The sequence below is a fragment of the Pantoea sp. X-Soil-ISGK-421 genome, from assembly GCF_059730785.1.
Window position 1 is genome coordinate 97,446 of the sequence record NZ_AP035981.1, and the last position, 16,223, is coordinate 113,668.

Sequence of the window (16,223 nt, forward strand, 5' to 3'; positions counted from 1 at the left end):
CCCGCATAGAGCAACAGCTTCTATGCAGATTCAGTAGGCCCCGTTAATCTTCTCCGTCGCCAAACTAAGAGATTATCGGGGTTTTCTTTTTTCTGGCCTTCAGTAATCCGTCAGAACCAGTCTCCTGCCACCTTACGACGTGGCCAGCCAAAATTCTCGAACGATCAGCAATCTACCACTGAACATTACTTCCCTCAAGCGTTAACCCATAACGAGTTAATTATCAGCGGAAGATGTCGCCTGCTCTATCCAGCGAGCAATCATTTCCGCCTGAGTTACACCTTCGGCTTTACAGAGTTTTTGCAAGCTCTGCTTAAGTTCAGATGGAACTTGGACTTTTATTTCTTTATGAGTTTTTTTACGGCGTTCAACCAGAGCTTTCTGACGTTCCGAAGCGCTCAACGGTCTGGGTTTAGAATCAACTCGCTTCGCGCTATAAGAGGAACTGACTGCGTTAAAGGACTGCGACATCCCGGCCCCCTCTGCTTAATTCGGACTCAATTGTGCAGAGAATACTACAGATCTCTTAAATCAGCGACTTAACTTATTTAGAGATGTCAGATGCGTTGGCGCGCATCTCACCTTGTAGGGAAGAAAGTCTGATGTCGGATATCAGTAAGTGGAGCGCCAGTCTGTGCCACCGTCCCAACGTGACTGCCAGTGCGTCAGGTACATCTGCGCCAGCGAGGGCACCCCGCGTACGACCAGCGCGTTCTCGGAGTTCGACTCCGCTGCACTCCGCGTATAGTTAAACGAGCCGAGCTCCACATTCTGGCGATCGGTGATGATCACTTTGTCATGCATGATTTTATACTGGCCGTTAGTGCGCACCGGGATGCCGGCGTTGACCACCACGTTCATTGCTGCCTGACTTGCTTTGCTGCGGTTGCCTTTGTCGTCCACCACTACCCTGACGTCCACACCACGACGTTTTGCCGCAACCAAGGAATTAACGATCGTGGGCGAGGTAAAGCTGTAGCCCATCAGGCGGATACTCTCGTGCGCCTCGTCCAGCGTGCGGAGGACCAGCTGCTCCGCGCTGCCCTCAGGCGAAAATCCGACGTCAATGGAAGGCGTCGCGGCTGATGCGTAAGCGACAAAGCTCAGCGAGGTCGCCATAGCGATCGCTGCAAACGTTAATTTCATGTTTTGTTCCTGCAGTAAGACGGCAGTGGCCGGCAATAAGTCGGATGATTCATTTTGCAGAGGCAAAAAAAGAGGGCCTTAAAGGCCCTTAAAGGGATCAGCTTTACAAACGTTTATTTAAGCAGTGGCAGACTGTGGAGCAGTCTAACGTTTGTTATCGAACTCAGACTAAAAAGCTTTAGCCATTTCGCTGCAAATAACTATATGTGACAATCAGTTAGATAAACTTTTTAGTATTTTCAGACGCCAGCGCCACATAGTTCTGCGCGGCTTTTTCAATTGCCTCGCGCCCTACGCCCATCAGGCGTGGTTCGCGCAGCCGGACCTTATAGCCCCGTCCCCGCGCAGGCAGGCTTTCCAGCACCATGTGCCAGAGTATTGCCGAACGCACCGCGGCTGAGGGCGCCCGCTTCCAGCTGTATTCGCACTCGAGGGAAAATTCACATACTGCGGCAAGCGCCGGATCGGTCAGCACCAGCCCACGGGTATCCTGCGCGGCCGGGGGCGCGTCCAGCACCTGCAGAATGTGCTGAACCCGGTCGCCCCGCACGTAGCTGCGGCGACGGCGGTAAGGCATGGTGGCCAGCAGCCGGGCTTCGGATGGCGGACTGACCTCCATAAAGCGGTTGATGCGCACCGCCTCCTTCGTGAACTTGTCGGCATCGCTGATATAAAGTGAGCTGCCGCGCACAACCTGGCCCCTGAAAAGCGTGACGTTCTCCCCCTCCTGCAGCGCCTGCACCTCCTCTACGTCGACCTTTTTCTTTTCGCTCACCTGCAGGCGCGGGTCATCGTTCAGGCCGCTACCGAGGATGCTGCCCTGCTGCACCAGCGCACTCATGTGCGCGCGGTATTCGGTGCCGGCCATCAGCTGCAGAATTTCCAGCGTGTCTTTCGGATCCATAATTTTGCCGGTGATGCGCACGCCCATGTTGGCAATCAGCGTCCACACCGCGTCCCCTGCCGCCGTCTTCAGACGCTGTACCTCCTGTCCGGCCAGCAGCAGGCAGTAGCCCAGCGAGCGGATCTGCGTGGCCAGTTCGCCCAGCTTTTCGCTGTAGCCGGCGCCCACCTCATCAATAATCCAGAGCAGCGGAAAGCGGTCCTTAAACTTCCGCACCTTCATGTTCTCGTCCGGCCGCCCTTCAAGCTTTTCGCCAAGGTCCTGGCTTAATATCATGGCCAGCTGCGACTGGTAGAGGCGGCCCAGCGTGCTGCTTTCCGTGGCGGACAACTCCAGCGCCGGCACCAGCACGATCAGGATGCGGTCGTTATGCACTACGTCTCTCAGGTCGATGTCGCCCGCGTCGCGCGCAAAGACGTGGCCATAGGTGTCGTTGAACAGGCTCAGCATGCGGGTGTACTGCTGCATCAGGTAGCCGTGCTGGCGGTTTGCCTCCGGGTCCCACTCGGACGGCGTGGCCACCTTGTCCATGTCAAAGCCAGCCAGCGTGCTGAGGTAGTTCTCCAGCGCCACGCGGATTTCCTCGTGCCACTGCTCCTCTACCGCCTGCACGTAGAGCCCGGCAATTTTGCGCAGCGGCAGGTGCGCCTGGATGGTGCGCTGCGACATCACCGTGCCCTCGCGCCGGCACTTATAGATCAGCGCGGTCACCAGCGCCTGGTTCATTGAGCGGGCCTTTTCCTGCCAGTCGCCGCCGCTACCGCCGGTTTTAGGCAGCATGGAGTCCATCAGGTTGATGGTGTATGTTTCCTGCGCGATGCCGAACACGTTGGTGGTGTTCGTCTGCGGCCGGCCCTTCACGTCTTCCAGCAGCTCCTGCGCGCGGGAGCGACCACCGGTGATGAAGTTCATCATGCGCAGGTCGTCCTCACGGCCGAAGCGGCGGGCCATGGACATCATGGCCAGCGCCACGTCGTTCTGCGCCTTGTGGTCAGAGAAAATGACGCCCTTGCCCCAGCACAGCGCGTTAAACACCCAGCCCAGCAGTGCCTCCGTTTTACCGGCGCCTGTGGTGCCGAACATCAGCACGTGACGCGTCAGGTCGTCCATGGAAAGCCACAGCTCACGCCCGGCGTCCCTGCCGCGCAGATAGCCGGCGTACAGAATACCGGCCGCGCGGCTTGTATGAATGCGCACGGTGGCCACCGGCAGAAAGCCCAGCACCTTTGCCGGCACCTTTCGCTCGGTCGACGGATCGTCCCGGTTAATGTCGGTCGGCATGCGCATCGGCATCTTCCAGCGGCCGGCGGGCGCCACGACCAGCGCCCAGAACATCAGCACCGGCAGGCTCAGCACCAGCGTGGCGGGCCAGATGATGCCGGCGATCACGGCGGCCAGCATCCCCCAGGCCAGCGTGCCGGTCTCACACAACACGTCGATGAGCCACGAGCGGCCAACGTGCCGGTTGACGCGCGCGCTGTCGAGCGCAGCGTTATTGTCCGCCATGATCGCCTCCCTTTAAAAAGTCCGTAAGCGCCGCTGGCGAGCTCAGCACGCTCTGCGGCACGTAGCGGCCGTCGTCTGAAATCGTCCAGGGGGTGCCCGGCAGTCGGTAGGCCCGGAAGGCCACCTCGTTGACGCCGATCGCCCCGCGCGCCGTTTCTGCCTGCTTCTCACTGGTGACCGCCGGTGCGACCGGTGCGGCGCCCGGCACGCCGATACCGGCGTCGGCGGCAAAAAGCTGCTTCCACGCGGCAGGACGCTGAGCCTCGGGCAACGCCATTACCGGCGTCAGCGTCTTCAGCGACGCCTCACGCCCCTCGATGGTGACCGGGAAAATCACCACGTTGACGGTGCCGGCAGCGGTTTCAAAGTGACGCTCCATACGCTGGCAGTTCGGGCAGGCAGGATCGGCGAAGACGTAAATCGTACGCGCGTGTCCGGATGACAGCGGTACGGTGAACAGCCCCCGTGCCGCCGCGTTATGGAGTTTTGCCGGCAGCTCAGCGCGCACATTCTGTGGCAGTTCCCAGCCGTCAGCCGGTGCGGCAACTGGCGGCTGCTGGGGTTGTGTTGGTCGCTGTGGAGGAACAGAAGTATCGATACGCGATCCATTTTTATAGGTTGGGGTCATGACCGGCGCATCGGGCGCAGTGATTGCGGGCGGAGTGCCCACTGTAGAGAGTAAACCGGTCCTTTCCGGTACCAGGACCGTCTGCGGCACATGCGAAAACCACGACAGTATCCCCAGCGCGACAGCCACAGCGCATCCACCGAGTGCCAGCCATAAGCGGCGTCTTCTTGCTGCAGTGGTCAGCAGGCCGGTCAGGCAGCTGAGCAGCTGAGCAGCATCCTCTCCCCGGTAAAGCGGCGTCAGCGCGTCGTGAGCGTTCTGAGCGTAAAGGCCATCGCTGTGCATCACGAGCCATGGCACATTTTTCAACGAACACGTAAAAATCGGCGAAGGGTTCCAGACGATAGACCCCACGCCTCCGGTGTTATCAGCCTGCGTCTGCGTGTAGCGCTTAACTGCCAGAAGTCTGCCGGTCAGCGTGGCCTCAAAGAGGCCCTCTCTGCGTGAAATTATCATCATCAGGTCCTTGTCTCAGCGCGCGCCGGCGCCGTCAGAAAATTCGTCTTCGCCCTGTCCGGGCAGATAAAGTGCGTCGGGGAACGGTATTTCGCGCTGCGGTTTCGCGCGTTTCGGTCGCGCGTCGCGCGAGTACACGAGCCCCAGCGACTCGAGCTCGAGCTGCAGCCCGGTCACTGCCTCATCCGTCATCAGCGGCGGGCGCGGCAGATTCATGCGGGCGGCCATCCGCTCCGCGCGCGCCTGCGCCACGATGCCTGCCCCCTCCACGAACACCTTGGCGGTGTCGGCGGTGTGAAGTCCGTACCAAAGCGTGCGGTCACAGCCCTTCAGCCAGCGAAAGCGCGCCGGCGGCAGGCGGAGGTCGCGGCCGTAGAGCCCGGCCAGCGCGGAGCGCACCGTTCCGTGCATGTTCAGCCACTCGCTGACGCCCGGGCTGGCCAGCACGCGGGACACGTGTTTTTCTGCAACCTGCCAGTCGGGCACGCTGCGAAATTCCGGCGCGCGAAACAGCCGGCGGGTCATGCAGGAGCGGTTCAGGTCATCCAGCAGCGTGGTGGCTGCCTTCCTGTCGCCGGTGAACACCTGCAGGCCAAAGATGGCCAGCAGCGCACGCTCATGCGGCTGCCACTGGTCAGGTGACGTTATGGCCGGCCCGTTCTGTGCATCGAATAAGGCTGTAGCCGCGTCGCGATCGAGCACGCGGCGCTTGATCAGCCCGTGCTGCTCCGCAAACTCCTCGGGCTTCAGCGCCCAGGCGTTTTCCGGCGTGGTGTCGTTCATGAGCCCGTCACCGCGATGCCCGGAAAGCACGGGAATGACGCTAGGCGCGAAGGTGGCCATCACGCGCGGCAGCGAATGGATATCAATCGCGCGCCGGCTGCGAAAGCCCAGCGCAGGGTGACGCGCCAGCGCCCAGCTGGTCACCGCGACTAACGGCACCATGGGCACGAAAAGGATGCCGGCGGTGAGATTCATCACGTCGCGCCATTCGGCCAGCTCCACCGACTCCGCACCGTTGCCGGTAGCGGCCAGCAGGTTGATGCGTTCGGCGGCGTAGCCGTGAATTTGAGGGAAGTCAGCGAAGCGCCACAGCCAGTAAAGGAACCAGCAGCTCCAGCGCACGAAGTCAGCAAAGAAAAGCCAGCAAAGCAGCAGCGTCAGGCAAAGGGTGATCAGCACCATGGCCGGCTCGTTATTGCCGGCGGCGTTCGGATGTTGGGAGTACATGTGAGAGTGTCCGGAAGCGGAGACGGGAGGCCCGTCAGACTGCAGATAAGAAAACACCGGCGCGTGGCCGGTGTCAGAGGAAAAGCGTCAGAATGTAGGGGTAAATCAGACGACCTGCGGGACCACCACGTTGTGTTCGAACTCAACAAAGCGGCTCTGGCGACCAACATACTCCGGCCACGGCTCCTGCGGGAACAATTCTGAATAACTCTTGTGGCTCATTGCGCCGATCGTATTAAACAGCTCTTTGGTCACGGTCGGATGCGCATTAATGCTCAGCACCGGTACCTCAGGATTTCTCGTGTTCAACCGCAGCGTACTGCCTTCCAGTTCGCGCTCCGTCCAGTCACGCATGGTGAGGCCAATAACGTCGACAACGCCCTTTTTCACCATGTGGATGTACAGAAGATTGCCGGACCTGATATCGACACCCAGATATTTACCGCGGCCCGCATCCATAACCTGATGGTGCTTCTGTGGACTGAAACGTTCGTCACTGCTGAGCAGGGTGACCATCTGTTTAAGCTGGCGGCGGCGACGAACAATGCCTAAACGGCGATAGCCCAACGGAAGAATAATGGCCATCCAGATAAGGAAAAAAAGAAAAGCCATATCCGGATCATGCCCTCCAGGTTCATTACTGGAATAGATGATGATGCTTGCCAACGCCAAAAATGCCAGGCAAGGAAGTGCCAAAAAATAATAAAGTACTCGGGTAAGTGCCCAGATAGAATCAATCAAGTTATCATGACGTTGTACTGTTTTCATGGCATCCTCCTGCCGCAATCCTTCTGATTAAATTATACGCACGACTGTAAATAAAGCCAGGTATTATTACCTGACTCCGTCTTTATTACCGGGCCCTTCAGGATTGGTAACTTTCTGAAGGCCAGGCGTTCTGCGAGCACCGCCTCCTGCGCCGGCAAACATCCCTTTGACGTCGTCCACCAGTCCACCCATGATGCCGGCCATACCAGCACCGCCCAGGAAGGTAATCACGTAATCGGCAAGCGTGGCCTGCAGCCCGAATACGCGCGTCACGCCAAATGTCGCAATGCGGGCGTAGATCAGCAGCCATCCCACCATTTTGAATAACCCGATGATTGAGTCGGCGTTAGCGTTGGCCAGCGCGGTTCCAAACAGCAGGTTTAAGAGCGTCCCCCCCGCCATAACGGCAACAGAGGCAAAAAAGAATCCGAGCACCATCAGAGAAGGACGCAGCATCATGTCGATCAGGAAGATATAGCCATACGCACTGCGGCTGCCTTTATCTTCTTCGGCACCGAGGTGGGTCGCCGACCACATTGGGCCAGCCGCACAGCCCACCATGACGCTAACCAGCCAGTTAAATACCCCAACCATCCAGTACAGAAAGGGTACCGCCGGCAGGAATACTGCCAGCGAAAAACCCACTGCAAATAAGAGCAACAGCAGGAAATAAAATGGCGGTGACAGTTCAGTCAGAACATCTTTAGCCGCTGCAGTTACGTTGAACGGGAGTATTCTTCCAACGGTGCCCAATAGCGAATTATCAGCAGCGGAAGCGGCCGCGTAGACGAGGGTATAAGTTGTTAATGCACTTTCGCTTGCCAGTAGCGTCCAGTCACCAATGGTCTGCATCTTGATAAGAGGATTTACCTGGTTGGAAAAATCTGCCTGAGTGCCAATTTCTCCAGTCGCAATTGCTTTCGTAATTCTTTGCATCGGATTTTTGAAAATGCTGATAAAGACAGCATCAGGATCTGCTGCGTTTGCAGCTGCCCCATCATCTTTAGCCGTCTGAGATCCCAGAGGCGCTGTGTAGGTGCTGTTCTGCACCTGCGATCGATACGCCGTAAATACCTGGTGATACAGATCACCGGTGCCCGTTTCACCGTGCAGGCTGGCCCCTGACGTCACCGGTGCAGCATTGGCCACCTCGTTCGTTTTGCTGTTAGCCGTCGCAAAGGTGTTGTACCACGCGCCCAGCGAAATCCAGCCGTAGGTTTTAAGCTGCGTCGTCAGCTGACTCTGCAGCGAGTCTTTGTAGTTCAGCTGGTTCAGCGCGTTGTTGACCGTGGTTTCATACGCGGCCGCCGCGTTCTGAATGGTCGTCTCCGGATCGCTCAGGGTGCCGGTATCCTGATCACGCCGGCTGAGATAGGCATCGACGTAGGCCTGCGCGGCGGCATCGAGCGTAGACTGCATGGTGTCCAGCGCGCCCCGCGATGCCGTGGTGACGCTCGCCGTGTTCACGGCAGATCCAAACAGGCTGTCCACGACGCCGGTTGACGGCTCGGGGATGCGGGCGCTGCCGCAGAGCGCGCTGCCGTTGCCCGTGGTGTAGTCGCCGTTCCCGCCTTTCGTTTCCATCAGCGCCGTTCGCGCCTGCCCGTCCTGATAGAGCGAGGACAGCTCGCGGTTGGTCGCGTACTTGCACAGGTTCATCTCGAACACCGCGCGCGCCGCCGAACGCGTGGAGGGTGCCGTGGGCTGCACGACCAGCGACATCCCGCTGCTTATCATGTCCGCCGCCTTGTCGGTAAACAGGTTAGCGCTGCCGATGCCCATGGTGGAGGCCGCCCACAGCATCACCAGCTGCGACAGCGACCAGCCGGACGCGGTTGGCACGAGCGTGATAAAGCCGGCAAAGCTCATCACGGGATGCAGCATGGTCCGGCCGGCGCTGAATACCTTGCCGTCCTGACCACCCTTGAACACCGTCTTCAGCGTCACAATAAGGAACCACACCAGGGCTACCGAGCAGAGTACGCCGTTCAGCAGTGCAAACAGCGAGCCGATAAGCGTGACCTGCCCGGGCTGAAACGGCGTAAGCACCACGTCGCCGAATATCATGACCAGCGCCTGCCGGGACAGGTCACCGGTCTTACTGGCGGCATCGCTGATGGTCTGGTAGTCCACGCCGTCGGCGAACGCCGGGCAGGACGCGGCGCACAGCAGAGCCGCCGCCTGAATTTTTGTCAGTAGCTTCATGGTTTACCTGTGGGTCAGGGGATGACCTGAGTGAAAAGTGTTGGGATGGCAGTATGTGAAGTGCAGGCGGGCTGAGTACGCTTAACGTTACTCCACGAACCGCCACACGTGCATCGGCACGCGATCGAAAAGCCGGCCGGCGGCGAGCTCCGCCCTGCGGTGGTCCCAGGCGCAGGTCATCGCATACTCGTCCGACGGGTCGCCGCTGTATTTCAGCATCTCGTAAACCTTCTCCAGCGTGTCGGGCGACTGGTGACGCCGGAACTTCAGCAGCCATTCATCACGGGTCATGAGCACTCTCCGTCCGATACGCGCCTCAGGGCGCTGACGAACCGGCTGACCGCCGCCGGCTCAAACAGCAGCTGTCCTTCGGAGCTGACCGGCACCGGCAGCGTGATACCGCGCAGGCGCTTACGCCGGCTGACGGCCTGCCAGAGCGCCAGCGGCGCAATGCCCGCCTCTCTGGCGAACTCATCGAGCGGTATCAGCGGTTCACCGGAGGGCGCGGGATGATCCGCAGGCTCCCGGGCGTGCCAGCGCGCCGCAAACGCCGTGGCCTCCGCGTGATCGAACATCAGCGCCGCACCGCGAACCTGCCGGCGGGCGGGCAGCATCATGCCGTCAAGCTCGCCCGTGGTGCGCACAGCGTGAAGCAGCTCTCCCGGCGGCACTCTCAGCAGGTCGGCAAACACATCGAGCCGTATATACATAAAAGTCCTCCTTCAGCTCAGTCAGCCGCTCACAACGCGAAATGAAGCACAAGCGTCAGCAGCAGGGTAAAAATCAGCAGATAACACAGGGGTTCTGTGAATTCCGGATTCAGCCTGAAAGGAGAAGAAAGCGTATTCTCACGTGCGGAGTCAAGCTGGATGATAGCCTCATCAATGACGACGGCAACCGCGGGAGCGGCTCCCGGGCCCTGCAGACTCTGGCGTGCACTACGCAGATGCCTGAGCGCCTCTGACCTGCATTGTTCCGCTACGTTGCTCTGTCCTTCCCTGCAGGCACGGCGGGCGCTGTGCACCAGGTTCATGATCGTCTCATGACGCTCACCCAGCTCCGCATCGTCCAGCAGGTTGCAAAGCCTGATGAAATGTTGTTCGGGATTCTTATCTGTCATTGTGCACCTCTCTCAAAGCAGGCCGCCGCTCAGCACCTGCCGGCACCAGCGCGTCTCCTGCAGATAGTCCTGAAAACTGCCCTTCTCTGACGCCGACACCCGCTTTTCCGTCAGCTGCCACAGGCGGAAGCTGGTGACCAGCGCCTGCACGAACCCGGTCGCCGCCAGCAGCAGCAGCACGAGCATCACGCAGCCCACGCGCAGCCAGCCGGTCCCGCCGATGCTGCTGCCTGCGGCAGTCAGCATCAGCAGGAACCCCGTCACCGGCAGGCCGGTGAGCCACATCAGCCCCCACCAAATCCAGCGGCTGACGCGCAGGTTACGCGCAAGACGGTCGGGCGAAAGCCCGCTGTCCGCCACCGCCTGCGACCAGTCAGCGGGACGATAGTCTCCTGCGCCGCGCCCTGCCGTGACCTCGCGCAGGCGCTGCCACAGGCGTGACACGTTGCGCCCGGCGTGGCGGCCCCAGCTGGACACCTCCCACGCCGGCAGGACCACGTTCAGCGCTATCCAGCCCACGCGCTTTGGCGTGATGCGGGATTTTTTTGCGCTCCCCTGCGGAGCGGCTGAATCAGATTCTTTCACAGGGGATCTCCTTCTGCGGTCAGGGCGGGCTCAGCGAGCGAAAACGCCACGTGGTGAAGCGCCGCCAACGCCTGCAGCGCGTTAAAGAGAAAGCCGTACACGGACGTCAGCTCCCCGCTTTCCATGCAGCGGATATCGGGCGTCAGGAAGATGACCTGTCCCGGACGCTGACGCACCGCGCTGAGGCTGAACCCCTGCGCGCCCGTGAACGTCTCCGCCACGTGCGGGTGGTGGAAGATGGCCATGCGACTACGGATAGCCAGAACAGACTCGCCGGCGCCTTCATGCGTCAGCAGCGCGCGCGCCGCCTGCAGCGCCGGATGGTGCGGATACTGACGGCTCCAGCGGGCGATAGCCGTCCACAGGTCGTCAGCCCACAGCTGACCGGCCAGCGCCCCGAGCCCGGATGACCGCCCGATGAAGTGGCCCGTGTCGTCCGCGAATGCCAACACGCACGTCATCAGGCTGCGCGTCAGGTCGCTGTGCGCGTCTGCCGGAAAGAGCGCGGCTGAAATCGCCTCGCTACCGTCCGTCGCGCGGACGTGCCTCAGCGCGCCCAGCACGTCCCAGACGTCGCCCTCCTGCGTCTGTCCGGGCGCCAGGCGCCACGCCTGCCACCGCGTTTTCCAGCGCGGCGCCTGCCAGAAGGCCTCCCACAGTGCGCCGCAGGGGTCCAGCACCAGAACCGGGCCGGCGGCCGCGTCCAGCAGGGAAGAAAGCGCGCCGGCGTCCGGCGCGAAGGTACCGCTTGTCGTCATGGAATGCTCCGTAAGGGATTACTTAGCGCTCACGCCGGCGCTCATCTGCGAGGACAGCGCCTGCAGCTGCGGGGCGTATTCATTTTTTGCCGCCAGCGCCAGCTGCTGGCCGCTGATGATGTTGGCCTGACGCAGCTCGTTTTTGATGCCGAGCGCCAGCCAGTTGGCCAGACTCTGCTGGCGCGCCATTTCACGCGCCAGGTTGTCGCCGTCCATGCCCTGCAGGTCGGTGACCCACGCGGTGTTGGCGTAGCGCCGCCCGACTTCGAACGCCTCAAACTCGCGCTCGCTCATGGTGCCGGTCTGCTTAGCCTGCGCCGACGCGGTCTGCTGAAAGTAGCTCTCCGCCGACGATGCCTGCCGGGCCTCGGTGAGCGCCGCCTGCGTGGCGTCCTGCGGCTGGCTCGCCGCCACCATGTCCAGCTGCGGCTGCATCGCCGCGCTCTGCATGGCCTTGTACTGCGTGAGCAGGCCCTGATACTCCTGCCCGGTGGCGGTCTGGATTTCACCCTTGCCCGGCGTGCGCCCCGCGTCGAGCTTCGCGGAGTTGTTCACGTAGGCCATCGCCGCATCGGTCTGCGCCTGGGTGAAGGTGAGCTCGGGGTCTTTACCCGCGGGCCCCGCCCCGTCGTAAAGCGATCGCGCCTCGGTGTCGCCACCCGGCAGCGGCGAGACGCCCGGGCACAGGCCGGTTCCGCCATAGAGCTTCGCCTCCTCCGCCGTACAGTAGGCCGCGTGAATAAGCGCGCTGCGGTAGCCGCCCTGCCGGGGTGAAGTTGGCAGGCTTGCCAGCGTCTCACGTACGGCCGCACTGGATACGCCGCTCCCGCCGGCAAGCTTTGACGCCGCCGCGCGGGTCGCCTGACTCACCTGCGCGGCCGTGCCGGAGGCCGACTCGCTGCAGATGCTGTCCGGCACCGTGTAGGCCGCCCGGGCCTTCTCAAGCCGGTCCGCCTGACGGTTGAAGTTCTCCGCCTCGCGCTGGGTGCGCGCGGCTTCCGTAATGGCCGTGGTGGTTTTGTCCGAAGACTGCACCACCGCCGTGCCGGTTTCCTTCTCAGCGGACAGGATTTCAGCCAGCGTGGCCTGCATGGTCTGCAGCGCGGGCATCACCTGCGTCTGAATGGGGATGCTGCTCATTTCCTCAGTCGGGTACGCCAGCGCTTTGGGCGCCAGCGCCGCCAGCACGCAGGCGGCAAGCAGCCGGCGCCCCGCGGGGCGCCATGTTGTGGATTTATGCATGTCAGAACTCCTGATGTGTCAGAGGTCGTAGCCCTGTTTATCGATAAGCTCGGTGGCAAGGGTGCGGATGACGTTGTCGCCGCGCGCCTCGCCCGCGGTGCGCTGACGGTGCTCTATGACCTTCTCGGCCGAGCCGTTCGGGAAGAAATTCCCGAGGATGCGGCGGGTCGTGCCAGCGCCGACGTCTTTTTCAAGCATGCGGCGCAGCGACATATCCACCGGCGTGGTGCTGTGGCCCCACAACTCCTCTGGACCCACCGTATTTCTCATGATGTGGGCAATGGTGCTGCCTCCCCTGATGCGGAAGATGCCGAGGAACGGCACGCCGCTGCCGTCGGCCGCCGGGCCGCTGCCCATGCGCTCAAAGCGGTCAAGCGTGGCGTCCGGCACCTTAAAGCGCTCTTTCAGCAGCGCGCGGTCTTCCGGATCCACGCCGACCATGTAGACGGAGTTAGCTGACTGGCGCAGCGCGTCGGGCATGTCGCGGAAGTACTGCGAGGACAGCACGGTGCGCACGCCAAACTTGCGCTGCTCGCGGTCGGCGGTTTCGAGCATCGGGAAGATAAAGGGGACGCCCTTCGCGTTGTGCAGCTCGTCGTACTGGCGGGTTTTAACCTCCTGGTCGAGCTGCTCCACGCGCGCGCGGTGCATTGGGTGCCAGCGCTTGTGCAGCGACGGAAAGAGCTCGTCCTGATACTGCGGGAGTACGAAGTCGCCGCCCGCGATGTGGCCGGCAAACAGGTACATCATGCCGGTCTGCAGGTAGCCCGCCTTTGACTTGTCGCCGGCGACGTACTGAATGTCGACCGTAATGACGCGCGCCTTCGGGCTTATCATGAAGCGCGTGCGCCCGGCGAACATGCGGTACTGGCCGCAGGCGTCGCGCAGGCAGCGGGCAATGTACTCAATCAGCGGCTCGCTGCTGCCGTCGCGCTGAATGTTGCCGTACATGCTGCGGAAATCCTCGCTGAGCAGGCGCGGCGCCATGTCGGCGAGCTCCGGCACCGCCTGAAACTGCGCGCGCTGCGCGGCGGCCGGGTAGGCCGCGTCCTGCAGCAGGTCACGCACCTCGTACCATGTAGCGTTATCGCGGTATTTCGGGTGCGCCTCCCAGATGCCGGCGTCACTCAGCGCCGCGTCCACCTCCGGCACGAGCCCCGGCTCGTAGCGCCGCGGTTCCTCGCGACAGGCCTTAAACGAGTCGCTGAGCAGACGGCGCAGAATGATCGGCGTATCGCGGCCGTTGGGCGGCACGCCGGTGCCGGGGTCAATACACAGGGCCTGCAGCGCGTTCTCCATAAATTCGGATTCGTAGCTGAGCGGCATCGAAAGCCCCAGCTGGATGTCGAACAGGTTGCGGCAGTGCTGCGCGTCGTTACGCAGCACGACGCTGAGCACCTCGTCCTGACGCTCCGGCGGCAGCGCATCCCGCAGTATCGAGACCATGCCCTGCGAGCTGAACCCTTTATCAATGCCGGCAAAGAAGGGTAGCTGCTGCTGCGCGGACATCGCCAGGATGATCGGCTGCCGGTTGATGAACACCGACTTACCGCCGCCTGACTCGCCGGCCACGATGCTGGTTTTCTTGGTCTGGTTGGAGGGCGCGAGCGCCACCGGCATCAGCTTGCCGTCGGGCGACACAAACAGCGCGTTGCCGTCCTCGCTCCAGGCCGTCGTCGGACGGGTAAGCGGCATCAGGTTCAGCGCCTCAGACAGCGGCGGATACATCAGGCAGGGTCCGCCTGACGCAGACGAGGCCGTGAGCGTAGCCACCCACGCCTTAACCGGGTCGCCGAAGGTTTGCGTGACGCCGCATATCCCCCACGAGGTCAGCGCCTGCTGCAGCAGCGTCAGGTTGCGCGTCACCGTTTCCGGCGAATCGCCCCAGGTTGCGGCCGTGATGGTCATCATGCACACCGGCTCGTGCATCTCGCGTTCGGCCAGCATCGAAATGGAATCGAAAATCGGTTTCAGGCCCGGCACCCAGGAGGCCATGCTCAGCACGACGTGCTTGCCGCCGAGGCGACGCATGCCGCCGGGCATCAGGTCCTTGCGGATGCGGAACGGCACGCTGCGCGGAATAAGTTCGCGCAGGCGGGCAAAGCTCTGCGGACTCTGCGGCCCGAGGTTTACGGCGAGCGTGCCGTGCCAGACGCCCTTAATTTTGATCAGGTTGTTGCGTATCTCATCAACGCCCGCGCCCATGACCTGAAAGTTCAGCCAGGGGGCCAGCAGCGCGGTGGCGTCCTCCCCCTGACGCACCCCCCGGGGAATGATGCGATCGTCCGGCAGCAGCGGCTGCCAGTCAGCGCCCGTGCCCGGGTCCACCTGCGCGCGCAGCACCCGCCCGGCTTCGTGCGCATCGATGCGGCGCATCAGTACGCCCTTCCCGCTGTCGCCGAGCGCCCGCTCAACCTGTGAGAGGAAGGCGTCGTGGCGGATTTTAAGGCCCGCCAGCTCGGCGAGCAGCGGGTTCTGCCCGAACGCGGCCGCGGGGCTGCCCTTCACCAGCTCCTTCAGGCGGGCGTTTTCATCACGCAGCTCGTGCCCGGCCAGCACGCCGCGGCCGCTGTAGCAGACAAGCCAGGTGCGCTCCGCGTTCACCCACGGCGTAAGCTTCTTCACCTGCTCATCGAGCAGAAATTTCAGATCCAGTCCGGTGCGCTTCAGTGACTGATACTGCGGCGCCAGCAGCCGACGGATGACAGCCCCGCCGCCGTCCGGATCGCACTCGTGCACGGTGCTGATTTTATGACCCGCATGACGATAGTGAGAGTTTAAGGACTCAGTCATGCGGTCAAGCCGCCCCTGCCACGCGTCGTCATGCCCGGCGGCCAGCTTTTCGTCTGCCTCACTGTAGCTGCCGGCCACTTCATAAACCGTCAGATAGTCACCGCGATGAGTGACCATGATGTATGGCGCGCTCAGCTCCGGGTGACGAATGCGATCGTCGTCGGTGAGGCGCACCACGGTCTGCAGGTCGCAGTAGTCGGGCAGGTCGCGCGACACGACAAAGCGCGTCGCGGCGGTGATCACTTCTTCAGTCCAGCGGATGAGGCGGTTTGGCATACAGGTCGCTCCGGGTATAGGTCGCCCACGCCGGGGTATGCACCGCGTTATCGGCGGTGCGGCCCAGCGGCAGCAGCAGGGTCAGGTCGGTAAAAACGTCAGCGGGCAGAATGAGCACGCAGCCTTCGAGCCGCTGCTGCATCTGCGCGCGCTTTAACGGGGGAAGCCGCGCGAAGGCCGCGGCGAACTCGGGTGCGCGGGAGGTGCCCCACATGCCCTCCACCTCGCGCGCGTGACGGGCCAGCCAGTTCCAGATCTTCCGTGACGCTTTACGCACGGCTTTACTCTCGCTGTGCTGCCCGATAAGCGCGCGGCGCTGCAGGTTGATGATGTCGGACGGCGGCGCATCAGGCAGCCAGACCAGATGTCCGTGCGCGGCCGTGGGGCTGTCGAGGTTGAAGGTCAGCCAGCACAGCGTGCAGACCGGCTTCGCGTCAGGCCCCTGCCACAGGCGCTGCGCGCGCGTACCGCAGCAGCGGCACGGTGGCCCGGCTTCAAGGGAAACGGGCCTCGGGGCAGCGTCTTCGCCGCTGACATCCGGCAGGAGCGGCAGCAGGCCACCCGCCGTAGAGGGTAAGGGATAAACAGACACAGGAAGTCCTTACA

Annotated in this window: 15 protein-coding genes; all 15 read right to left on the reverse strand. The window is 62.3% G+C overall.

Annotated features, from left to right (window positions below):
- Positions 1-216: 216 nt before the first annotated feature.
- The 15 genes from repA to AC6I8K_RS23140 all read right to left on the reverse strand — a co-directional run bounded on the left by repA (position 217) and on the right by AC6I8K_RS23140 (position 16,209).
- The gene (gene repA, locus AC6I8K_RS23070; protein ID WP_479490507.1) at positions 217-471 is read right to left on the reverse strand and encodes a replication regulatory protein RepA; all 255 of its coding nucleotides are present in this window, start codon (positions 469-471) and stop codon (positions 217-219) included.
- A 141-nt stretch (positions 472-612) separates the two neighbouring features.
- Positions 613-1,146 (reverse strand): phospholipase D family nuclease, encoded by a 534-nt coding sequence (locus AC6I8K_RS23075; RefSeq protein WP_497827737.1) that lies wholly within the window; start codon positions 1,144-1,146, stop codon positions 613-615.
- Positions 1,147-1,363: 217 nt separating this feature from the next.
- The gene (gene trbC, locus AC6I8K_RS23080) at positions 1,364-3,556 is read right to left on the reverse strand and encodes an F-type conjugative transfer protein TrbC (RefSeq protein WP_497827738.1); all 2,193 of its coding nucleotides are present in this window, start codon (positions 3,554-3,556) and stop codon (positions 1,364-1,366) included.
- Positions 3,543-4,643 carry a thioredoxin fold domain-containing protein gene (locus tag AC6I8K_RS23085; RefSeq protein WP_497827739.1) on the reverse strand — a complete coding sequence of 367 codons (1,101 nt, stop codon included), beginning with the start codon at positions 4,641-4,643 and terminating at the stop codon, positions 3,543-3,545. Before AC6I8K_RS23085 ends, trbC begins: the two co-directional genes overlap by 14 nt.
- Before the next feature lie 12 nt (positions 4,644-4,655).
- Positions 4,656-5,870 (reverse strand): secretion/conjugation apparatus DotM-related subunit, encoded by a 1,215-nt coding sequence (locus AC6I8K_RS23090; protein ID WP_497827740.1) that lies wholly within the window; start codon positions 5,868-5,870, stop codon positions 4,656-4,658.
- Between the two features lie 105 nt (positions 5,871-5,975).
- A complete protein-coding gene (gene excA / locus AC6I8K_RS23095) occupies positions 5,976-6,638 on the reverse strand; it encodes a plasmid IncI1-type surface exclusion protein ExcA (protein WP_497827741.1) in 663 nt (220 codons plus the stop codon).
- A 66-nt stretch (positions 6,639-6,704) separates the two neighbouring features.
- Entirely contained in the window at positions 6,705-8,843 is a 2,139-nt protein-coding gene (locus AC6I8K_RS23100; protein WP_497827742.1) for a DotA/TraY family protein, read from the reverse strand.
- A gap of 87 nt (positions 8,844-8,930) precedes the next feature.
- Positions 8,931-9,134, reverse strand: coding sequence for an Hha/YmoA family nucleoid-associated regulatory protein (locus AC6I8K_RS23105; protein ID WP_497827743.1), 204 nt, complete (start codon positions 9,132-9,134; stop codon positions 8,931-8,933).
- On the reverse strand, positions 9,131-9,553 hold the full coding sequence (locus AC6I8K_RS23110) for a hypothetical protein (protein WP_497827744.1): 423 nt from the start codon (positions 9,551-9,553) through the stop codon (positions 9,131-9,133). Before AC6I8K_RS23110 ends, AC6I8K_RS23105 begins: the two co-directional genes overlap by 4 nt.
- A gap of 29 nt (positions 9,554-9,582) precedes the next feature.
- The gene (locus AC6I8K_RS23115; protein ID WP_497827745.1) at positions 9,583-9,963 is read right to left on the reverse strand and encodes a hypothetical protein; all 381 of its coding nucleotides are present in this window, start codon (positions 9,961-9,963) and stop codon (positions 9,583-9,585) included.
- 12 nt (positions 9,964-9,975) lie between these two features.
- Positions 9,976-10,548: a conjugal transfer protein TraX gene (gene traX, locus AC6I8K_RS23120; RefSeq protein WP_497827746.1), complete on the reverse strand. Its 573-nt coding sequence runs from the start codon at positions 10,546-10,548 to the stop codon at positions 9,976-9,978.
- Positions 10,545-11,306, reverse strand: a complete 762-nt coding sequence (locus AC6I8K_RS23125; protein WP_497827747.1) for a prepilin peptidase-dependent protein — start codon at positions 11,304-11,306, stop codon at positions 10,545-10,547. Before AC6I8K_RS23125 ends, traX begins: the two co-directional genes overlap by 4 nt.
- An 18-nt stretch (positions 11,307-11,324) precedes the next feature.
- Positions 11,325-12,548 carry a conjugal transfer protein TraW gene (traW, locus tag AC6I8K_RS23130; protein WP_497827748.1) on the reverse strand — a complete coding sequence of 408 codons (1,224 nt, stop codon included), beginning with the start codon at positions 12,546-12,548 and terminating at the stop codon, positions 11,325-11,327.
- A gap of 18 nt (positions 12,549-12,566) precedes the next feature.
- A complete protein-coding gene (locus AC6I8K_RS23135; protein WP_497827749.1) occupies positions 12,567-15,617 on the reverse strand; it encodes a putative type IV secretion/conjugal transfer ATPase in 3,051 nt (1,016 codons plus the stop codon).
- Positions 15,589-16,209 carry a conjugal transfer protein gene (locus tag AC6I8K_RS23140; protein WP_497827750.1) on the reverse strand — a complete coding sequence of 207 codons (621 nt, stop codon included), beginning with the start codon at positions 16,207-16,209 and terminating at the stop codon, positions 15,589-15,591. The genes AC6I8K_RS23135 and AC6I8K_RS23140 overlap by 29 nt, the downstream gene beginning before the upstream one ends.
- Between the last annotated feature and the right edge of the window lie 14 nt (positions 16,210-16,223).